Below are 15,805 nucleotides of genomic sequence, written 5' to 3' on the forward strand. Positions count from 1 at the left end.
CGGGTTACTCCCCTTCTGCTGCTGCGGCGCTGCCGCGCACCTTATCGCGCCGGGGCGACGAGCCGAGCACCACGGCCACTGTCGTCCCACTGGGTTGACGTGGCCTGATCTCCAACCGGCCTCGGATACGTTCCGCCCTCTCCGCCATGATCGCAAGGCCATAGTGCCCGTCCGGGCGCTGGTCACCGATGCCGTGACCGTCATCCGACACTTCGATTCGGGTGTACGGGGGATCCACCTCGCACGTGACCCAGAGGTTCGACGCGCCGGCGTGCTTGCGGGCGTTCGTCACCGCCTCCTGCGCGATGCGCAGCAACTCGGCCTCGGTGGCGGCGGGCAGCCGGGCGGTGGACTCGTCGAGCGACAGGTGCACCCGCAGGCCGCCGGAGGCGCCGACGGTGCGGGCGTACTCGGCGATGGCGGCGGCCAGGCCACCGTGCCGGTCCACCTCGCTGCGCAGCTCGAACAGGCTCAGCCGCAGCTCGGTGATCACCCGGGTCACCTCCTGGCGCAGCGTGCGCAGCGAGTCGGCGGTCTCGTCGGCGTCCTCGTGCACGGTGGCCAGGGCGTTGTCGATGCCGTAGCCGACCATGACGAGTTCCTGGGCGACCCCGTCGTGGATCTCCCGGGCCAGCCGCTGCCGCTCCTCGTTCGTCGCCAGCGAGCGCACCTCGTCGAAGAGCAGCGCCGCCTCCAGCCGCAGCGCCGCCGGGCCGGTCAGCGCCGTCACCCGGGACACCACCGGCGGCGGGTACGCGGCGGCGGTGTCCGCCTCGATCACCACCAGGCCGACGGTGCGTACGCCGGCCACCAGCGGCACGATCAGCGCGGAGACCTCTCCGGAGTGCCGGGACCGGGCCTGCGAGCGGGACGAGACGGTCGGCTGCTGGCTGGCCCAGGCGTCGGCGATGGCCGAGTCGGCGTCGAGCGTGGTCTCCCAGTCGACCCGGTCCGCGCCGATCTGGGCCAGCACGACCAGCCGGCCGCCGCCGCTGGCGGAGAGCACCGCGCCGCGGTCGGTCTTCGCCACCACGCGCAGCTCCTCCAGCAGGTGCTCGGAGATGCCGCCCGGGTCGAGCGTGGCGCCGGGCAGCTGCCGGGCCACGGTGCGCAGCTGGGTGAGCAGCCGGGTCGCCTCGGCGTACGGCTGGGGTTTGCTCTCGCCGCGGACCCGCATCACGCGCTGGAGCGTGCCGGCGGTGTAGAGGCCGAGACCGGCCAGGATCAGCCACTGGGCGCAGACCGCCAGGTAGCCGACCTGACCGAGCTGCGCGCCGCCGTCGACCTGGGTGAACGCGGCGCTCGCCACGAGCGTCGCCGCCGCCACCACGAGCAGCGCGGCGCCCTCGCGGAACCGGCGGCTCAGCGCGGTCACGGTGACCGGCACGGCGAGGTACGGCAGCACCGCCGAGGCGCCCACCCCGCCGGTGACACCGGTGAGATGGGTGTCGGCGGCGACCTGGCTGGCGGCCAGCCCGAGCACCACCACCTCGGCGAACCGGCTGATCGAGGCGAGCAGCCGGTGCTGCGGGGCGAGCACGGCGGGCAGCCCGGCGACGCCCAGCAGGGCGATCCACCAGAGCTGGGCGGCGTCGCGGGTGGCGAACAGGGTCAGGGCGGCGACCAGCGCGAGGAGGACCGCGCGGGCCGCGACCGCGAGGGACTGCGTCTGCGGCTGACCGGATGTGGAGGCGGGCACGTGACGGATCGTAGTCAGCGTTGGTAGATGTCCGCGATCTCCGAGGCGTACGTCTTGTGCACGACCTGCCGCTTGACCTTCAGCGACGGGGTCAGCTCGCCGGTGGTCTCGGTGAAGTCCTGCGGCAGGATCCGGAACACCTTGATCGCCTCGGCCTTGGAGACCGCCTGGTTGGCCTGGTCGATCGCGCCCTGCACCTCGGCGCGCAGCGCGGCGTCCTCGCGCAGCTCGGCGATGCTCGTGGTCTCCGGGCGGCCGTGCCCGGCGAGCCACTTCGGCAGCGCCTCCTCGTCGATGGTGACGAGCGCGGCGATGAACGGCTGCCGGTCGCCGACCACCACGCACTGGCTGATCAGCGGGTGCGCCCGGACCTGGTCCTCCAGCACCGCCGGGGCGACGTTCTTGCCGCCGGCGGTCACGATGATCTCCTTCTTGCGGCCGGTGATGCTCAGGTAGCCGTCGTCGTCGAGGTGCCCGAGGTCGCCGGTGCGGAACCAGCCGTCGGCGCTGATCGCCTCGGCGGTGGCCGACTCGTTGTGCCAGTAGCCCTGGAAGACGATGTCGCCGGCGATGAGGACCTCGCCGTCGTCGTCGATGCGGATGGTGACGCCGGGCAGCGGGCGGCCGACGGTGCCCATCCGGGTGCCGGTGGGCAGGTTGGCGGCGGCGGCCGGGGAGGTCTCGGTCAGGCCGTACCCCTCGCAGATGGTCACGCCGATGCCGCGGAAGAAGTGCCCGAGCCGCGCGCCCAGCGGCGCGCCGCCGGAGATGGCGTCGCGGCACCGGCCGCCCATCGCCGCCCGCAGCTTGCCGTAGACCAGCTTGTCGAAGAGGGCGTGCTGCGCGCGCAGCGCCAGGCCCGGACCGCCCGGCAGCTCCTGCGCCTCGCTCCACGCGATGGCGACCTTCTCCGCCCGGTCGAAGATCTTGCCCTTCCCGTCGGCCTCGGCCTTCTGCCGCGCGCCGTTGTAGACCTTCTCGAAGACCCGGGGTACGGAGAGCACGAACGTCGGCTTGAAGTCCTGCAGCTCGGCGACGAGGTTCTTGGTGTCCGCGCAGTGCGCCATGGTGGCCCGGGCGTGCACCACGCCGACCTGGATGAGCCGGGCGAAGGCGTGCGCGAGCGGCAGGAACAGCAGCGTCGAGGCGCCGGGGCGGAACAGGTTCGGCAGCACCGGCACCGCGTTGGCGATGTCGGTGTAGATGTTGCGGTGGGTCAGCACGCAGCCCTTGGGCCGGCCGGTGGTGCCGCTGGTGTAGATGATCGTGGCGACGTCGGCGGCCTTGAGCATGGAGCGGCGCGTGTCGACCTCGGCCGGGTCCACCGCCTCGCCGGCGGCGACCAGCTCGTCCACCGCGCCCAGGTCGATCTGCCAGACCTCGCGCAGCTCGGGCAGCCGGTCCCGGACACCGGCGACCAGGGTGGCGTGCGCGGTGCTCTCCACCACGACGGCGACGGCGCCGGAGTCGCCGAGGATCCAGGCGGCCTGCTCGGCGCTGGAGGTCTCGTAGATCGGCACGGTGACCGCGCCGGCGGCCCAGATCGCGTAGTCGAACAGGGTCCACTCGTAGCGGGTGCGGCTCATCAGGCCGACCCGGTCGCCGGGGGAGACGCCCGCCGCGATCAGGCCCCGGGCCACCGCGACCACCTCGTCGCGGAACTGCCGGCAGGTCACCTCCTCGCGCGCCGCCGTCCCCGCGCCGGGGCGGACGAACTGCACGGTGTCGGGGGCGACCTCGGCGTTTTCCCAGACCGGGTCGGTCAGGTTGGCCGCGTCGCCGACGGTGACGATCGGCGGGACGGAGAACTCGCGCACCTGCACTCCCTCGTGCTCTACCGGCGGGGGCCGGCCTGGTCGGCTCTGTCGAAACCTACCCGCACACCCCGGGGGGTCGGCCAGGGAGGTTGCCTGACCGGCTGGTGGGACGCCGTCGGCGGGTGGAGCGGCGCCGGCCGGGACGCGGCCGGGTAGCCTCCCCCCATGGCGGACTCCTCCACCCAGTCGATCATCATCGGCGCGTCACCGGATCGGGTGGCGGCCGTCATCTGCGACTTCCCCAGTTACCCCGAGTGGACCGAGGCGGTACGCGAGGCCGAGGTGATCGAGGAGTACGAGGACGGCTACGCCAGTCAGGTCCGGTTCACGCTCGACGCGGGCGTGCTGGCCGACGAGTACGTGCTGGCCTACGAGTACGCCGAGGACATTTCCCGGGTCGAGTGGCACCTGGTCGCCCCGTCGAAGATGCAGCGGTCCCAGCGCGGGTCGTACGACCTGGTGGGCAACCCGGACGGGACGACCACGGTGACCTACACCCTGGAGGTGGAGCTGTCCGTGGCGATGCTCGGCATGTTCCGCCGCAAGGCCGAGAAAATGATCATGGATACGGCGTTGAAGCAGCTCAAGCGCCGGGTAGAAGCACCCGGTGCGGCGCACTGACCTGACCGTCCCGGTAGTCACGCTGGAGGAGCCGAACCATGGGCACCACTGATCCGGGTTCGGCCCGGGAAGAGGCCGAGCGCCTCGTCGCCACACTGCTGGCCACCGCGAAGCTGGCCGCCGCCACGCCCGGCTCCGGCCCCTGGGGTCCGCTCGGTGGGATCCTCTCCGGTGTCCTCGGTCACACCGGCTCGGACACCGGTTCCGGTCCGCGGGCGTCCGGCCCCGCCGGTTTCGCCACCGGCTCCCCGGAATGCTGTGTCTGCCCCGTCTGTCGCGGTATCGCCGCGTTGCGGGACCCGAGTCCGGAGTTCGCCGAGCGGCTCGCCACCGGCGCCGGGGACCTGGCGGCCGGTGTCGCCAGCATGCTCCGCGCGTTCACCCCGGCCGAGCCGGAGCAGCCGGCCGGCACCGGCGGCGCCGCGCCGGCCGGATCGGGGGACCACGTGTGGCGCGAGGCGACCCGTACCGGGCATGATTCTCAGCCGGCACCCGAGCAGGACGTGTGGTCCGCCGCCACCCGGGGGGAGGGCGCGGCCGATGCGGGTGCCGCCGACGCCGCCGGGCCGCAGGAACCGGCGACGAGCCGGCCGGCGGCCGGCCGTCCCGTGGTGCCCGCCTCGCGGGCGTCCGGCGAGGTGGGCGCGGACGCACCAGGCGACGGGGCCTGACCACCGGACATCCCGGGACCGTACGGCCGGTTCGGCCGGTTCCCGGGCAGCACAGCAGAGGGGAGTGGCAGCGGTGACGCTGACCATCGGAGTCGACGTCGGTGGCACGAAGGTGGCCGGCGGTGTCGTGGACGACGCCGGCGCGGTACTCGTGCAGACGCGACGGGACACCCCCGCCGACGACGTGGCCAAGACCCGCGACGTCATCATCGAGGTGGTCACCGAACTGGCCGCCGGGCACGCCGTCGAGGCGGTCGGCATCGGCGCCGCCGGCTGGATCGACGCCTCCCGCTCCACCGTGCTGTTCGCCCCGAACCTGGCCTGGCGGGACGAGCCGCTGCGCACGTACGTCGGCGACGCCACCGGCCTGCCCGTGATCGTGGAGAACGACGGGAACGTGGCCGCGTGGGCGGAGTTCCGCTACGGCGCGGCCCGCGACGCCGACGACTCCATGGTCATGTTCACCATCGGCACCGGCGTCGGCGGCGGCATCGTGCTCGGCGGCGGCCTGGTCCGCGGCGCCAACGGCATCGCCGCCGAGCTGGGCCACATGCTCACCGTGCCGGACGGCCACCAGTGCGGCTGCGGCCGGCTGGGCTGCATCGAGCAGTACGCCAGCGGCAGCGCCCTGGTCCGCTTCGCCCGCGCCGCCGCCCGGCAGGAGCCGCACCGGGCCGCAGCGCTGCTGGAGCTGGCCGACGGCGAGGCCGAGTCGATCACCGGCCCGATGGTGACCGCCGCGGCCAAGGGCGGCGACCCGGTCTCCACCGAGGCGTTCGCCCAGGTCGGCCGCTGGCTCGGCACCAGCCTCGCCGACATGGCGCAGATCCTCGACCCGCAGGTGCTCGTGGTGGGCGGCGGCGTGATCGACGCCGGTGACCTGCTGCTCGGCCCGACCCGCCGGTCGTTCGCCGAGGCGCTGGCCCAGCGCAGCCGCCTGCCTGTGGCCGAGGTACGCCCGGCCGAGCTGGGCAACACCGCCGGCGTCATCGGCGCCGCCGACCTGGCCCGGCGGATCTGACATGACGGACTCGGGTGTGCCGCTGCGGGTGGTGTCGTACAACGTCCACGGCCAGCGGGACGACACCGCCGCGCTGGCCGAGGTGGTCCGGGGCGCGGCCCCGGACGTGGTGATCGTCCAGGAGGGACCGCGCCGGTTCCGGTGGCGGCAGAAGTGCGCCGCGCTCGCCGAGTCGTTCGGCATGGTGGTGGCGGCCGGTGGCCTGCCGTCGCTGGGCAACGTGCTGCTGACCAGCCTGCGGGTGCGGGTCACCGACACCAGTTGCCAGCGGTATCCGCTGACGCCGGGGCGGCACATGCGCGGCGCCGCGTACGCGCGGTGCCGGGTCGGCGGCGTCGACCTGCTGCTGGCCGGCTCGCATCTGTCCACCGACCCGGCCGAGCGGCCGGCGCAGGCGGCGGCGTTCAAGCGGGAGCTGGCCGCGTCCACGTTGCCCGTGGTGGCCGGCGCGGACCTCAACGAGGGCCCGGACGGGCCGGCCTGGCAGACGGTCGCCGACGGGCTCACCGACGCGGCGCTGGCCGCCGACCGGGCCGACCGGCACACGTTCTCCTGCGCCGACCCGCGCCGCCGCATCGACGCGCTCTTCGTCGACCCGCGGATCACAGTGGTCGACTACGACGTGGTGGACACGCCGCTGACCCGCCGCGCCAGCGACCACTTCCCGGTGCTGGTCGACCTGCTGCTGCCGGCCGCCTGACCGTCCCCGGAATCGGTGGCTGGACAACGGCTGGCATTCTCGGCAGGATTTCGCGGTGTCCTCCTCCACCGAGCTCGGCCACCCCGATCCGGACCAGACGGCCGTGGCGAGCCGTGCCGAACGCCCGGTCTCCGACCGGGGTGACACGGTCTGCGTCATCGGCGCCGGCGCCAGCGGCCTGACCGCCGTCAAGAACCTCCGCGAGGCCGGCTTCGGCGTGGACTGCTACGAGCGGGAGACAGGCGTCGGCGGCGCCTGGAACTGGCGGCACGACCGCAGTCCGGTGTACGCCAGCACGCACCTGATCTCGTCCCGGCCGTTCACCCAGTTCCCCGACTTCCCGATGCCGGACGACTGGCCGGACTACCCGCACCACAGCCAGCTCCTGTCCTACTTCGAGCGGTACGCCGACCACTTCGACCTGCGCCAGCACGTCTGGTTCGGCACCGAGGTGGTCCGGGTCGAGCCGGTCGAGGGGGACCGGTGGGACGTGACCACGCGCAGCACCGGCGGCTACGGTCCCGAGCGCACCTCCCGGTACGCCGCCGTGGTGCTCGCCAACGGGCACAACTGGTCGCCGAAGCTGCCCCGCTACGAGGGGCTGGAGCAGTTCCGCGGCGAGGTCATGCACGCCTCGTCCTACAAGGACCCGGCGCAGTTGCGCGGCAAGCGGGTGCTGGTGGTGGGCGCCGGCAACACCGGCTGCGACATCGCGGTCGAGGCGGCCCAGCAGGCGTCGCACTGCTGGCACTCCACCCGGCGCGGCTACTGGTACGCCCCGAAGTACGTCCTCGGCCGCCCCGCCGACCAGGTGAACGACACGCTGCTGGCGCTGCGGGTGCCACTGCGGGTACGGCAGTGGCTCTACCACTGGACGCTGCGGCTGACCGTCGGCGACCTGACCCGGTTCGGCATGCCCAAGCCCGACCACCGCGTCTACGAGACGCACCCGATCGCCAACAGCCAGCTCGTCTACTACGTCGGGCACGGCGAGGTCACCCCGGTGCCGGACGTGGCCCGGTTCGACGACCGCGCGGTGGAGCTGACCGACGGCCGGCGCATCGACCCGGAGCTCGTCGTCTTCGCCACCGGCTACCTGCCGCGCTTCGAGTTCCTCAAGGGACAGGTGCTCGGCGACGAGGACGGCTCCGGGCGGCCCCGGCTGTGGCTCAACGCGTTCACCGCCGGGCATCCCACGCTCGCCGTGGTCGGCCTGGTGCAGCCGGACTCCGGCATCTTCCCCATCTCGCACTGGCAGAGCGTGCTGTTCGCCCGGCTGCTCACGCTGCGCGCCACCCGGCCGGAGCGGGCCGCCGCGTTCGACCGCAAGGTCCGCGCGGGCCTCGGCGAGCGGTACTCGGCCAAGGTCAAGGACAGCACCCGGCACTGGTTCGAGGTCGGGCACGCCGACTACCTGCGCGCGCTCCAGCGGGCGCTGCACGAGCTGGAGGGAACCAGGTGAGCGCGAGGAACGCAGCGCAGCGGAGTCCCGCAGTCGCGAACGAAAGGCGGGCACGGTGACGACCGAGCGGATGCGGGTGGTCCGGTCCTGGGAGTGGGCCCGGCCGGAGCGGCCCGCCCGCCGCGAGGTCCTCGCCGCGGTACCGGAGCGGGAGGAGGCGAAGCCGCCGCTGCTGTTCGTGCCCGGCTTCGGCCACGGCGCGTGGGCGTTCGCCGAGCACTGGCTGGGGCACGCCGCCGGTCGCGGCTTCCCGGCGTACGCGCTGAGCCTGCGCGGGCACGGCGGCAGCGGGCCGGCGCCGGAGGCGACGCTGCGCTCGTACACCCATGACGTGACGCAGGTGGCGGCGAGCCTGCCGCGGCAGGCGGTGCTGGTGGGGCACGGCGCCGGCGCCCGGGTTGTGGCGCACGCGCTGGCCCGCTACCCGGCGCGGGCGGCGGTGCTGGTGGCGCCGGTGCTCGGCGGCTGGGCGACGTTCGGCACGGCGTTGCGGCGCAATCCGGCCGGGACCGTGCCGGCGGTCTTCGGCGCCGGGCTGCGGCTCAACCGGCGGCAGCTGTTCAGCCGGGAGCTGCCCGACGCCGACGCCCGGCGGCACCTGGCCCGGCTGGGCCGGGCCGGGCGGCGGGCGCAGTGGCAGCTGCTGACCGGCCGGGGTCCGGAGCCGGCGGTGGGCCGGCCGCCGGTGCTGGTGCTGGGCAGCCCGGACGACCGGGTGGTGCCGGCGTCCGCGCTGATCCGGGCCGCCCAGCGGTACGCCTCCGCGCCGCTGCTCTTCCCCGGCATGGGGCACGACCTGATGCTCGACGCCCGCTGGCGGGAGCCGATCGACGCGATCCTGGACTGGCTGGACAAGGACCCGGCGTCCGCGGCGGGGTGAGCGCCGGGGCGCCGGCTCAGCGGGTGGCGGCGCGGCGGCCGGCGAGCGACCCGCTCTCCTCCAGCGCGCTCAGGTAGGACGCCGCCCAGGCGTGGATGTCGTTGCGCGCCAGGTGTTCGCGCATGGCGCGCATCCGGGCCGCCACGTCCTCCGGGCCGGCGCGCAGCGCGGCCAGCAGCCCCTGCTTGAGGCCGTCGAGGTCGTGCGGGTTGACCAGGTACGCCTGTTCCAGCTCGGAGGCGGCGCCGGCGAACTCGCTGAGCAGCAGCGCGCCGGTGCCGTCGACCCGGGCGGCCACGTACTCCTTCGCGACCAGGTTCATCCCGTCGCGCAGCGGCGTCACCGCCATCACGTCCGCGACGCGGTAGAGGGCGACCAGCTCCGCCCGGTCGAACGGCTGGGAGAGGTAGTGGATCGCGGGTTCGCCGACCCGGCCGAACTCGCCGTTGATCCGCCCGACCTGGTGCTCCACCCGGTCCCGCAGGATCTGGTACTGCGCCACCCGGTCGCGGCTGGGCACCGCCACCTGCACCAGCACGGTGTCGCGGACCTTGATGTCGCCGCTGGCGAGCAGTTCGCGGTACGCCTTGAGCCGCTGCTCGATGCCCTTCGTGTAGTCCATCCGGTCGACGCTGAGGATCACCTGCTCCGGCTGGCCGAGGTCCTGCCGGAGCCGGCGGGCCCGTTCGGCGACCTCCGGGCGCGCCGCGAGCGCTGACATCTCGGCGGTGTCGATGGCGACCGGGAAGGCGCCGATGCGCACCACCCGGCCGTCGACGCCGATCCGCCGGTCGGTGGCGGGCAGGCCGAGCACCTTGGTGGCGAGCTGGGCGAAGTTGTGCGCGGCCTGGGCCCGCTGGAAGCCGATCAGGTCGGCGCCGAGCATGCCGCGCAGCAGCTCGGCCCGGCGCGGTAACTGCATGAACAGCTCCGGCGGCGGGAACGGCACGTGCAGGAAGAAGCCGATGCGCAGGTCCGGGCGCAGGTCGCGGAGCAGGCCGGGCACCAGCTGCAGGTGGTAGTCCTGCACCCAGACCAGGCCGCCGGGCTCGGCCACCTGGGCCGCGGCCTCGGCGAAGCGCTGGTTGACCCGCTGGTACGCCTCCCACCACCGGCGGTGGTACTCCGGCTGTTCGACGGCGTCGTGGTAGAGCGGCCAGAGGGTGGCGTTGGCGAAGCCCTCGTAGTGGTCGCGGAAGTCCTCGGCGCTCAGCGGCACGGTCTGCATGCGGACGCCGTCCACGTCCGGCAGCGCGGGGGCGGGACCGGTGCCGCCGGCCCAGCCGACCCAGGTGGCGGGCGTCTGCCGCAGCAGCGGGTGCAGGGCGCTCACCAGGCCGCCGGGGCTGCGGCGCCACTCGAAGGCGCCGTCGGGCGCCACACTGTCGTCGATGGGGAGGCGGTTGGCCACCACCACGAGGGGGCTCTGTCGCATCGGGCATTCCGCTCAGCAGGGGACCGGCGACCCGGAAGAGACGCAAGCCGGACAGCCGGTGCGGGACGTGACGTTCAGCCTATTCCTACTGACTGTAAGTTACACGCTTGTTACGCCCCGGCCCAGGGCGAGCGGCGTCCCGCCATCCGGGCAGAGCCGGACGCGCGGCGTCAGACGACCGCGCCGTCGTCCGGGTCGTGGTCGTCCCGGTCGCCCGGGCGCAGCCGCCAGATCAGCATCACGAAACCGGCCAGGATGCCGGAGAAGCCGAGCAGCGTGACCACCGACGGGTCGACGAGCGACACCACGGTGGGAGACAGGAACAGCAGGAAGCCGAGCACGATGCAGGCCACGCCGAGCACCGCGTACTTGGAGAAGCGGGGCAGCGGGGGCGGCGGGGGCGGGGTGTAGTGCTCCTCGTCCGACGCCTCGTCGGGCAGGTTGTTGCCGAACGTGTCCAGGCCGTCCAGCAGCGACGGCTCGTCTTGCCGGTCCCGGCTCAGCGAGACGCCGGAGATGTCGGCCGCGTACGGCAGCCGGCGCACGTCGGTGGCGGTCGGCCCGGCCGGCTCCTCGGCGCGGCTGCCGGCGGCGGCGCCCGGCGCGGGCGGGTCGTCCACGTCCTCGGCCGCGGGCCACGGGTGGCTGCCGGCGCTCGGCGCGGTGTGGAACCCGGCCACGATCTTCGCCCACTCGGCCTCGATGTCCGGCTCGTCGGCGCGCGGCTGGTCGCCGCCGCCCTCGTCGGCGAGCTGGGTGAGGTAGTCCCGGGCGGTGGTCAGGTGCGACCTGTCGACGTAGAGCCGGTCGACCGGGCGGGCCGGGACGGTGGTGGTGCGGGTCACCGGGTTCAGGTCGGCCGAGGGCTGGAGGTAGGCCGCGATGCCACCGGCGGCGAGCACGTCGAGCAGGTGCTCGCCGACGCGTGGATCGACGTCGCCCGCGACCGCGTACTCGGCCGCGTCGAGCCCGTTGTCCCGCCGTCCCCGACGGGGCCCGCCCCCTGACACCGGCCACCCCCTTCGCCGTTCCCTGCCCGTTCCCTGCCCGTGCCCTGAATCGTGACACGCCGGCACCCGGTTCCGGGAGTGCGTTGTGGCGTGCCGCTCGTCGTTCGTACCCTCTTCCCGGACTCCTCCGGGCGCCGCCGGCGCCTCCGGGGCCACGCGGCGACCCGCCCGCCGCCACCGAAACGGGAAGGACGCCGGTGCTGTACTGGCTGCTGAAGTACATCATCCTCGGCCCGCTGCTGAGGCTGATCTTCCGCCCGCAGGTCGAGGGACTGGAGCACGTGCCGGACACCGGGCCGGTGATTCTCGCCAGCAACCACCTCTCCTTCTCGGATTCGATCTTCACTCCGCTGATCGTCAAGCGAAAAGTCACATTCATCGCCAAAGCCGAATACTTCACGGGTAGGGGCCTCAAGGGCTGGCTCACCAGGATGTTCTTCGTCGGCTCCGGCACCATCCCGGTCGACCGCTCCGGCGGCCGGGCCGCCCGGGCCGCCCTCGACACCCAGCTCTCGGTGCTGCGCGCCGGCGGCATCGCCGGCATCTACCCCGAGGGCACCCGGTCGCCGGACGGCCGGCTCTACCGGGGCAAGACCGGGGTGGCGCGGCTGGCGCTGGAGAGCGGCGCCCCGGTGGTCCCGATGGCCATGCTCAACTCCGACGCCATCCAGCCGACCGGCCAGATCATCCCCAACCCGGGCCGGGTGCGGATCCGCTTCGGGCCGCCGCTGGACTTCTCCCGCTACGCCGGGATGGCCGGCGACCGGTTCGTCGAACGGGCGGTCACCGACGAGATCATGTACGAGCTGATGGAGCTGTCCGGCCGCGAGTACGTCGACACGTACGCGCAGAAGGCCAAGGGCGTCGCGTCGCGGCAGCCACTGCCGGCCTGACCCTCAGCCGGCCCCGGCGATCCGCAGCAGCCCACCGGCGGCGTGCCGGTCGGCGAACGCGCGTACCCGGGCCAGCGTCGCCGCCGCGGCCGGCGGGTCCGCCTCGGTCAGCGGCCCGACCGCCAGCGCGGACGCGATCATCTGATCGGTCACGTCGGTCATGTCCGCGTACCCGTCGGCGGCGGTGGCGAGCAGCCGGCCCGCCCGCGCCGCGTCCCCGTCGCCCCGGGCCAGCGCCGCCTCGGCCGACCGCCCGGCCGCTCGCGCCCAGCGGGTCACCCGTGGGGCGTGGGCCAGCAGGTCGCGCACCAGCGCCGCGGCGTCGCCGCCGAGCAGCGCGGCGACGTGCCCGACCGCCGGCACCCACTCGGCGAACGGGATCATCCTGGTCTGCCGCCAGTCCTCGTCCAGCTCGGCCAGCAGCGCCATCGTCTCGTCCCGGCGGCCCTGCACCGCCCGGCAGAGCGCGGCGTGCGCCAGCGTGGAGCGCAGCACACGCTGGAAGCCGCTGCGCCGGGCCGCCACGAGCGCCTGGTCCACCAGGTCCTCGCCGTCGCCCGGGCCGGCCGGGCCGTCGCCGAGCGCCCGGATCCAGCCGGACACGGCCACGATGTGCAGGTCCCACTCGTCGGTCGGGCGCCGCGTCGACCCCTCGGCCATCCGCAGCGCCGCCGTCCAGTCCCCGCTGTAGTACGACCGGGCCCACTGGTCGCTGAAGCTCACCGTCAGCGCGTGCTCGCCGGCCATGTCCAGCGAACTCTGCTCGTCGACCAGCCGGGCCGAGCCGGTCAGGTCACCCTCCTCCTGGAGCACCCAGGCCAGGTTGTGCACCGCGCGGCGGCGGCTGGTCAGCCGCTCCACCCGGCACTCCTCGGTCACCTCGGCCAGCTCGGCGTACGCCTCCTCGGCGCCGGCCTGGTAGCGGACCACGGCGAGCGTGATGCGCGCGTTCGCCCGCGCCTCGCGCAGCCCCAACCGCTCGGCCAGCTCGGCGGCGCTGCGCGCGGCCACGCACGCCGGCTCGGTCTCCGCGTCGAGCATGTGCGCCCGGGCCAGCTCCAGCAGCACGCCCACCTTGTCCTCGCTGTCCGGCAGCGTGGCGTGCAGCCCGATCGCCCGGTCCAGGCAGCGCATCAACTCCGAGCGGTCGGCCCGCGCGAAGGCCGCCGTGGCCAGCAGCCGCCACGCCTTCGCCGCGCCGGGCCGGTCGCCGGTGCCGGCCAGCCGGTCGGCCAGGGTGGTGAACAGCGCGGTCCCGCCGCCGTCGAGGAAGCCGTCCCGGTCCCGGTAGAACGCCAGCTCGGCCTGGAACAGCTCGAGCGCCGGGTCCGGACCGCACTCCACGCTCAACGCGCGCTCCACGAGCGTGGCCGCGGTCTCCAGCGCGTGCAGGTCGTAGGCCCGGCGCGCGGCGCGGTGCAGCGCGGACCGGGTCGCGGCGGCGTGCGGGGCCTGGTCCAGCCCGACCGTACGGGCGATCTCGTGCGCCGCCCACCTGTGGTTGGCCAGCACCTCGGCCATGTCGTGCTGCCGGCCGTCGGCGAGCTGCTCCAGCCAGTCGGCGGTGCGCTGGTGCCGGGCGACCCGCTCGGCCCGGGGCAGCCGCTGGTAGCAGACGTCGCGGACCAGCACGTGCCGGAACCGGTACTCCGCCTGGCCGGGCATGGTCGAGACGGGCAACTCGTAGACGAGGTCACGGCGCTGGAGGTGGTGCAGCGCGCGTTCGACCCACTCCGCCGGGCGGCCGAGCGCCAGCGCCACCGGCGCCGCCCAGAACTGCACGCCGACCACCGAGGCGGCCTGGAGCACCGCGCGGTCGGCCGGGTCGAGCAGGTCCAGCCGGTTGGCGATGACCGCCTGCACGGTACGCGGCATCCCGGCGACCCCGGCCGGGTCGACGAGCGCGAGCCCGGCGGTCCGCTCGGCCAGCCCGCCGTCGAGCAGCATCCGCGCGTACTCCTGGGCGTAGAGCGGGTTGCCGTCGGCGAACTCGATCAGCGGCGCCCGCGCGTCCTGCGGCAGCGTGGCCTGCCCGAGCAGCAGCGAGTAGAGCGTGTCGATGTCCCCGTCGTGCATCGGCGGCACCGAGATGGACATCGCCCCGCTGATCGTGCCGGTCCAGGCCGGGTGCCGCTCGCGCAGCTCCGGCCGGGCGGTCGCGACGACGAGCAGCGGCACGTTGCGGGCCGCCGCGCCGAGCTGCTCGACGAAGGACAGCATCGCCTCGTCGGCCCAGTGCATGTCCTCGAAGACCAGCACCGTGGGGCCGGTCGCGGCCAGGGCGAGCAGGAAACGCCGCCACGCCGCCTCGGTCTCGGCCGAGGTGAGCCGTTCGCCGGAGACGCCGACGAGCGGGCCCAGCGCCTCGGCCAGCCGTACCGCGTGCGGGTCGGCGAGGTGGCCCAGCCGCTCGCGCAGCCGGTCCCGGATGGTGGCCGGGTCGTCGGCGCCGGTCAGCCCGGCCCAGCCGCGGACGATGTCGGCGAGCGCCGCGTATGTGACGTTCTCGCCGAACGGCGGGCACTGGCCGGTCAGCCAGGTGACCCGGGTGCCGGGCAGGCTGGCGGCGTGCCGGGCCAGCTCGCGCAGCAGCCGGCTCTTGCCCACCCCGGCCGGGCCGAAGACGGTGAGCAGTTGCGAGGTGCGCTCGGTCAGCGTGCGGTGCAACGCGCTGACCAGCAGACCTCGCTCGTGGTCCCGGTCGACCATCGGCGTCAGCTCGGCGGTCTGCCCGTCGCGCCGGGGCCGCGCCCGCACGGCCAGCCAGATCCGGCTCACCGCCGACCGGCCGCGCAACGTCACCGGCGGCTGGTCGGCGTACTCCATCTCGCGCCGGGTGGCCGCCCAAGTGCTCTCGTCGACGACCACGCCGCCGACCGGGGCCAGCGCCTGCAACCGGCTGGCGGTGTTCACCACGTCGCCGGTGACGAACGCCTGGCCGCCGTCGCGCGCCGCGGACAGGTCGACGAGGGCCTCGCCGGTGGCGATGCCGACCCGGAACCCGAGCGGCGGGTGCGGCCCGGCGGGCTGGCGGGCCAGACTGCGTTGCAGCTCCAGCCCGGCGCGTACGCAGCGCAGCGCGTCGTTGTCGGTGGCCACGGGCGCGCCGAACAACGCCATCACGGCGTCGCCGATGTACTTCTCCACCACGCCGCCGTACTGGTGCACCAGCCGTCGCGCGGTGGCGAAGTACGCCTGTTGCAGGCCGCGGGCCTGCTCCGGGTCGGCCCGTTCGGCGTACGTCGTGAAGTCGACGATGTCGATGAAGAGCACGCTGACCTGCCGGCGGTCCTCCTGCACGGTGACCGCGTGGTCGCGCAGCGGCTGACCGCAGTTGGTGCAGAAGTTGGCGCCGGTGTCGTTGGCGTGCCCGCAGCCCGGGCAGGCCGCCGCCAGCGGGCGGCCGCACCCGCCGCAGAAACGGTCGTCCGGCCCGGCGGTCCGGGCGCAGTGTCCACAGGTGAGATCGATGTCCGGCTCCGTACGCGTGAGGTCCCCAGTGTCCCGCGTGGCCGCCGCAGTCGGGTACCCGACGGGTCGGCGGGACGTCACGGCTGTTCGGCCGGGTCTAGTCTCCCCTAGCAGGAAGTCCCGTC

General features: G+C 74.4%; 12 protein-coding genes. 7 read left to right on the forward strand and 5 right to left on the reverse strand.

Going from position 1 to position 15,805, the window contains the following annotated elements:
* Positions 1 to 4: 4 nt before the first annotated feature.
* On the reverse strand, positions 5 to 1,699 hold the full coding sequence (locus tag ACSDG8_RS25815) for a sensor histidine kinase (protein ID WP_210942808.1): 1,695 nt from the start codon (positions 1,697 to 1,699) through the stop codon (positions 5 to 7).
* Between the two features lie 14 nt (positions 1,700 to 1,713).
* Entirely contained in the window at positions 1,714 to 3,516 is a 1,803-nt protein-coding gene (locus tag ACSDG8_RS25820) for an AMP-dependent synthetase/ligase (RefSeq protein ID WP_210897092.1), read from the reverse strand.
* Positions 3,517 to 3,681: 165 nt separating this feature from the next.
* Between ACSDG8_RS25820 and ACSDG8_RS25825 the strand changes: the two genes are divergently transcribed.
* The 6 genes from ACSDG8_RS25825 to ACSDG8_RS25850 all read left to right on the forward strand — a co-directional run bounded on the left by ACSDG8_RS25825 (position 3,682) and on the right by ACSDG8_RS25850 (position 8,871).
* Positions 3,682 to 4,137 carry an SRPBCC family protein gene (locus ACSDG8_RS25825; protein WP_210897090.1) on the forward strand — a complete coding sequence of 152 codons (456 nt, stop codon included), beginning with the start codon at positions 3,682 to 3,684 and terminating at the stop codon, positions 4,135 to 4,137.
* Positions 4,138 to 4,175: 38 nt separating this feature from the next.
* Positions 4,176 to 4,808, forward strand: coding sequence for a hypothetical protein (locus tag ACSDG8_RS25830; RefSeq protein WP_210897087.1), 633 nt, complete (start codon positions 4,176 to 4,178; stop codon positions 4,806 to 4,808).
* A 64-nt stretch (positions 4,809 to 4,872) separates the two neighbouring features.
* Positions 4,873 to 5,829: an ROK family glucokinase gene (locus ACSDG8_RS25835; RefSeq protein WP_198937697.1), complete on the forward strand. Its 957-nt coding sequence runs from the start codon at positions 4,873 to 4,875 to the stop codon at positions 5,827 to 5,829.
* Between the two features lies 1 nt (position 5,830).
* Positions 5,831 to 6,529 carry an endonuclease/exonuclease/phosphatase family protein gene (locus tag ACSDG8_RS25840; RefSeq protein ID WP_210897085.1) on the forward strand — a complete coding sequence of 233 codons (699 nt, stop codon included), beginning with the start codon at positions 5,831 to 5,833 and terminating at the stop codon, positions 6,527 to 6,529.
* Between the two features lie 55 nt (positions 6,530 to 6,584).
* A complete protein-coding gene (locus ACSDG8_RS25845; protein ID WP_210897083.1) occupies positions 6,585 to 7,991 on the forward strand; it encodes a flavin-containing monooxygenase in 1,407 nt (468 codons plus the stop codon).
* 70 nt (positions 7,992 to 8,061) lie between these two features.
* Positions 8,062 to 8,871 (forward strand): alpha/beta hydrolase, encoded by an 810-nt coding sequence (locus ACSDG8_RS25850; RefSeq protein WP_210897264.1) that lies wholly within the window; start codon positions 8,062 to 8,064, stop codon positions 8,869 to 8,871.
* A gap of 16 nt (positions 8,872 to 8,887) precedes the next feature.
* Here ACSDG8_RS25850 and ACSDG8_RS25855 read toward each other — a convergent pair whose 3' ends face one another.
* Positions 8,888 to 10,306 carry an alpha,alpha-trehalose-phosphate synthase (UDP-forming) gene (locus ACSDG8_RS25855; protein WP_210897081.1) on the reverse strand — a complete coding sequence of 473 codons (1,419 nt, stop codon included), beginning with the start codon at positions 10,304 to 10,306 and terminating at the stop codon, positions 8,888 to 8,890.
* A 170-nt stretch (positions 10,307 to 10,476) separates the two neighbouring features.
* Positions 10,477 to 11,316: a DUF308 domain-containing protein gene (locus tag ACSDG8_RS25860; RefSeq protein WP_210897079.1), complete on the reverse strand. Its 840-nt coding sequence runs from the start codon at positions 11,314 to 11,316 to the stop codon at positions 10,477 to 10,479.
* Positions 11,317 to 11,513: 197 nt separating this feature from the next.
* Here ACSDG8_RS25860 and ACSDG8_RS25865 point away from each other — a divergent pair, with 197 nt between their 5' ends.
* Entirely contained in the window at positions 11,514 to 12,209 is a 696-nt protein-coding gene (locus tag ACSDG8_RS25865) for a lysophospholipid acyltransferase family protein (RefSeq protein ID WP_210897077.1), read from the forward strand.
* A gap of 3 nt (positions 12,210 to 12,212) precedes the next feature.
* Here the strand turns inward: ACSDG8_RS25865 and ACSDG8_RS25870 are convergent, their stop codons facing one another.
* Complete coding sequence (locus ACSDG8_RS25870) at positions 12,213 to 15,761, reverse strand: ATP-binding protein (RefSeq protein WP_307856192.1); 3,549 nt, start codon at positions 15,759 to 15,761, stop codon at positions 12,213 to 12,215.
* Between the last annotated feature and the right edge of the window lie 44 nt (positions 15,762 to 15,805).

The organism is Micromonospora sp. LA-10 (genome assembly GCF_051853095.1).
GTDB classification, from domain to species: Bacteria; Actinomycetota; Actinomycetes; order Mycobacteriales; family Micromonosporaceae; genus Micromonospora; species Micromonospora echinospora_A.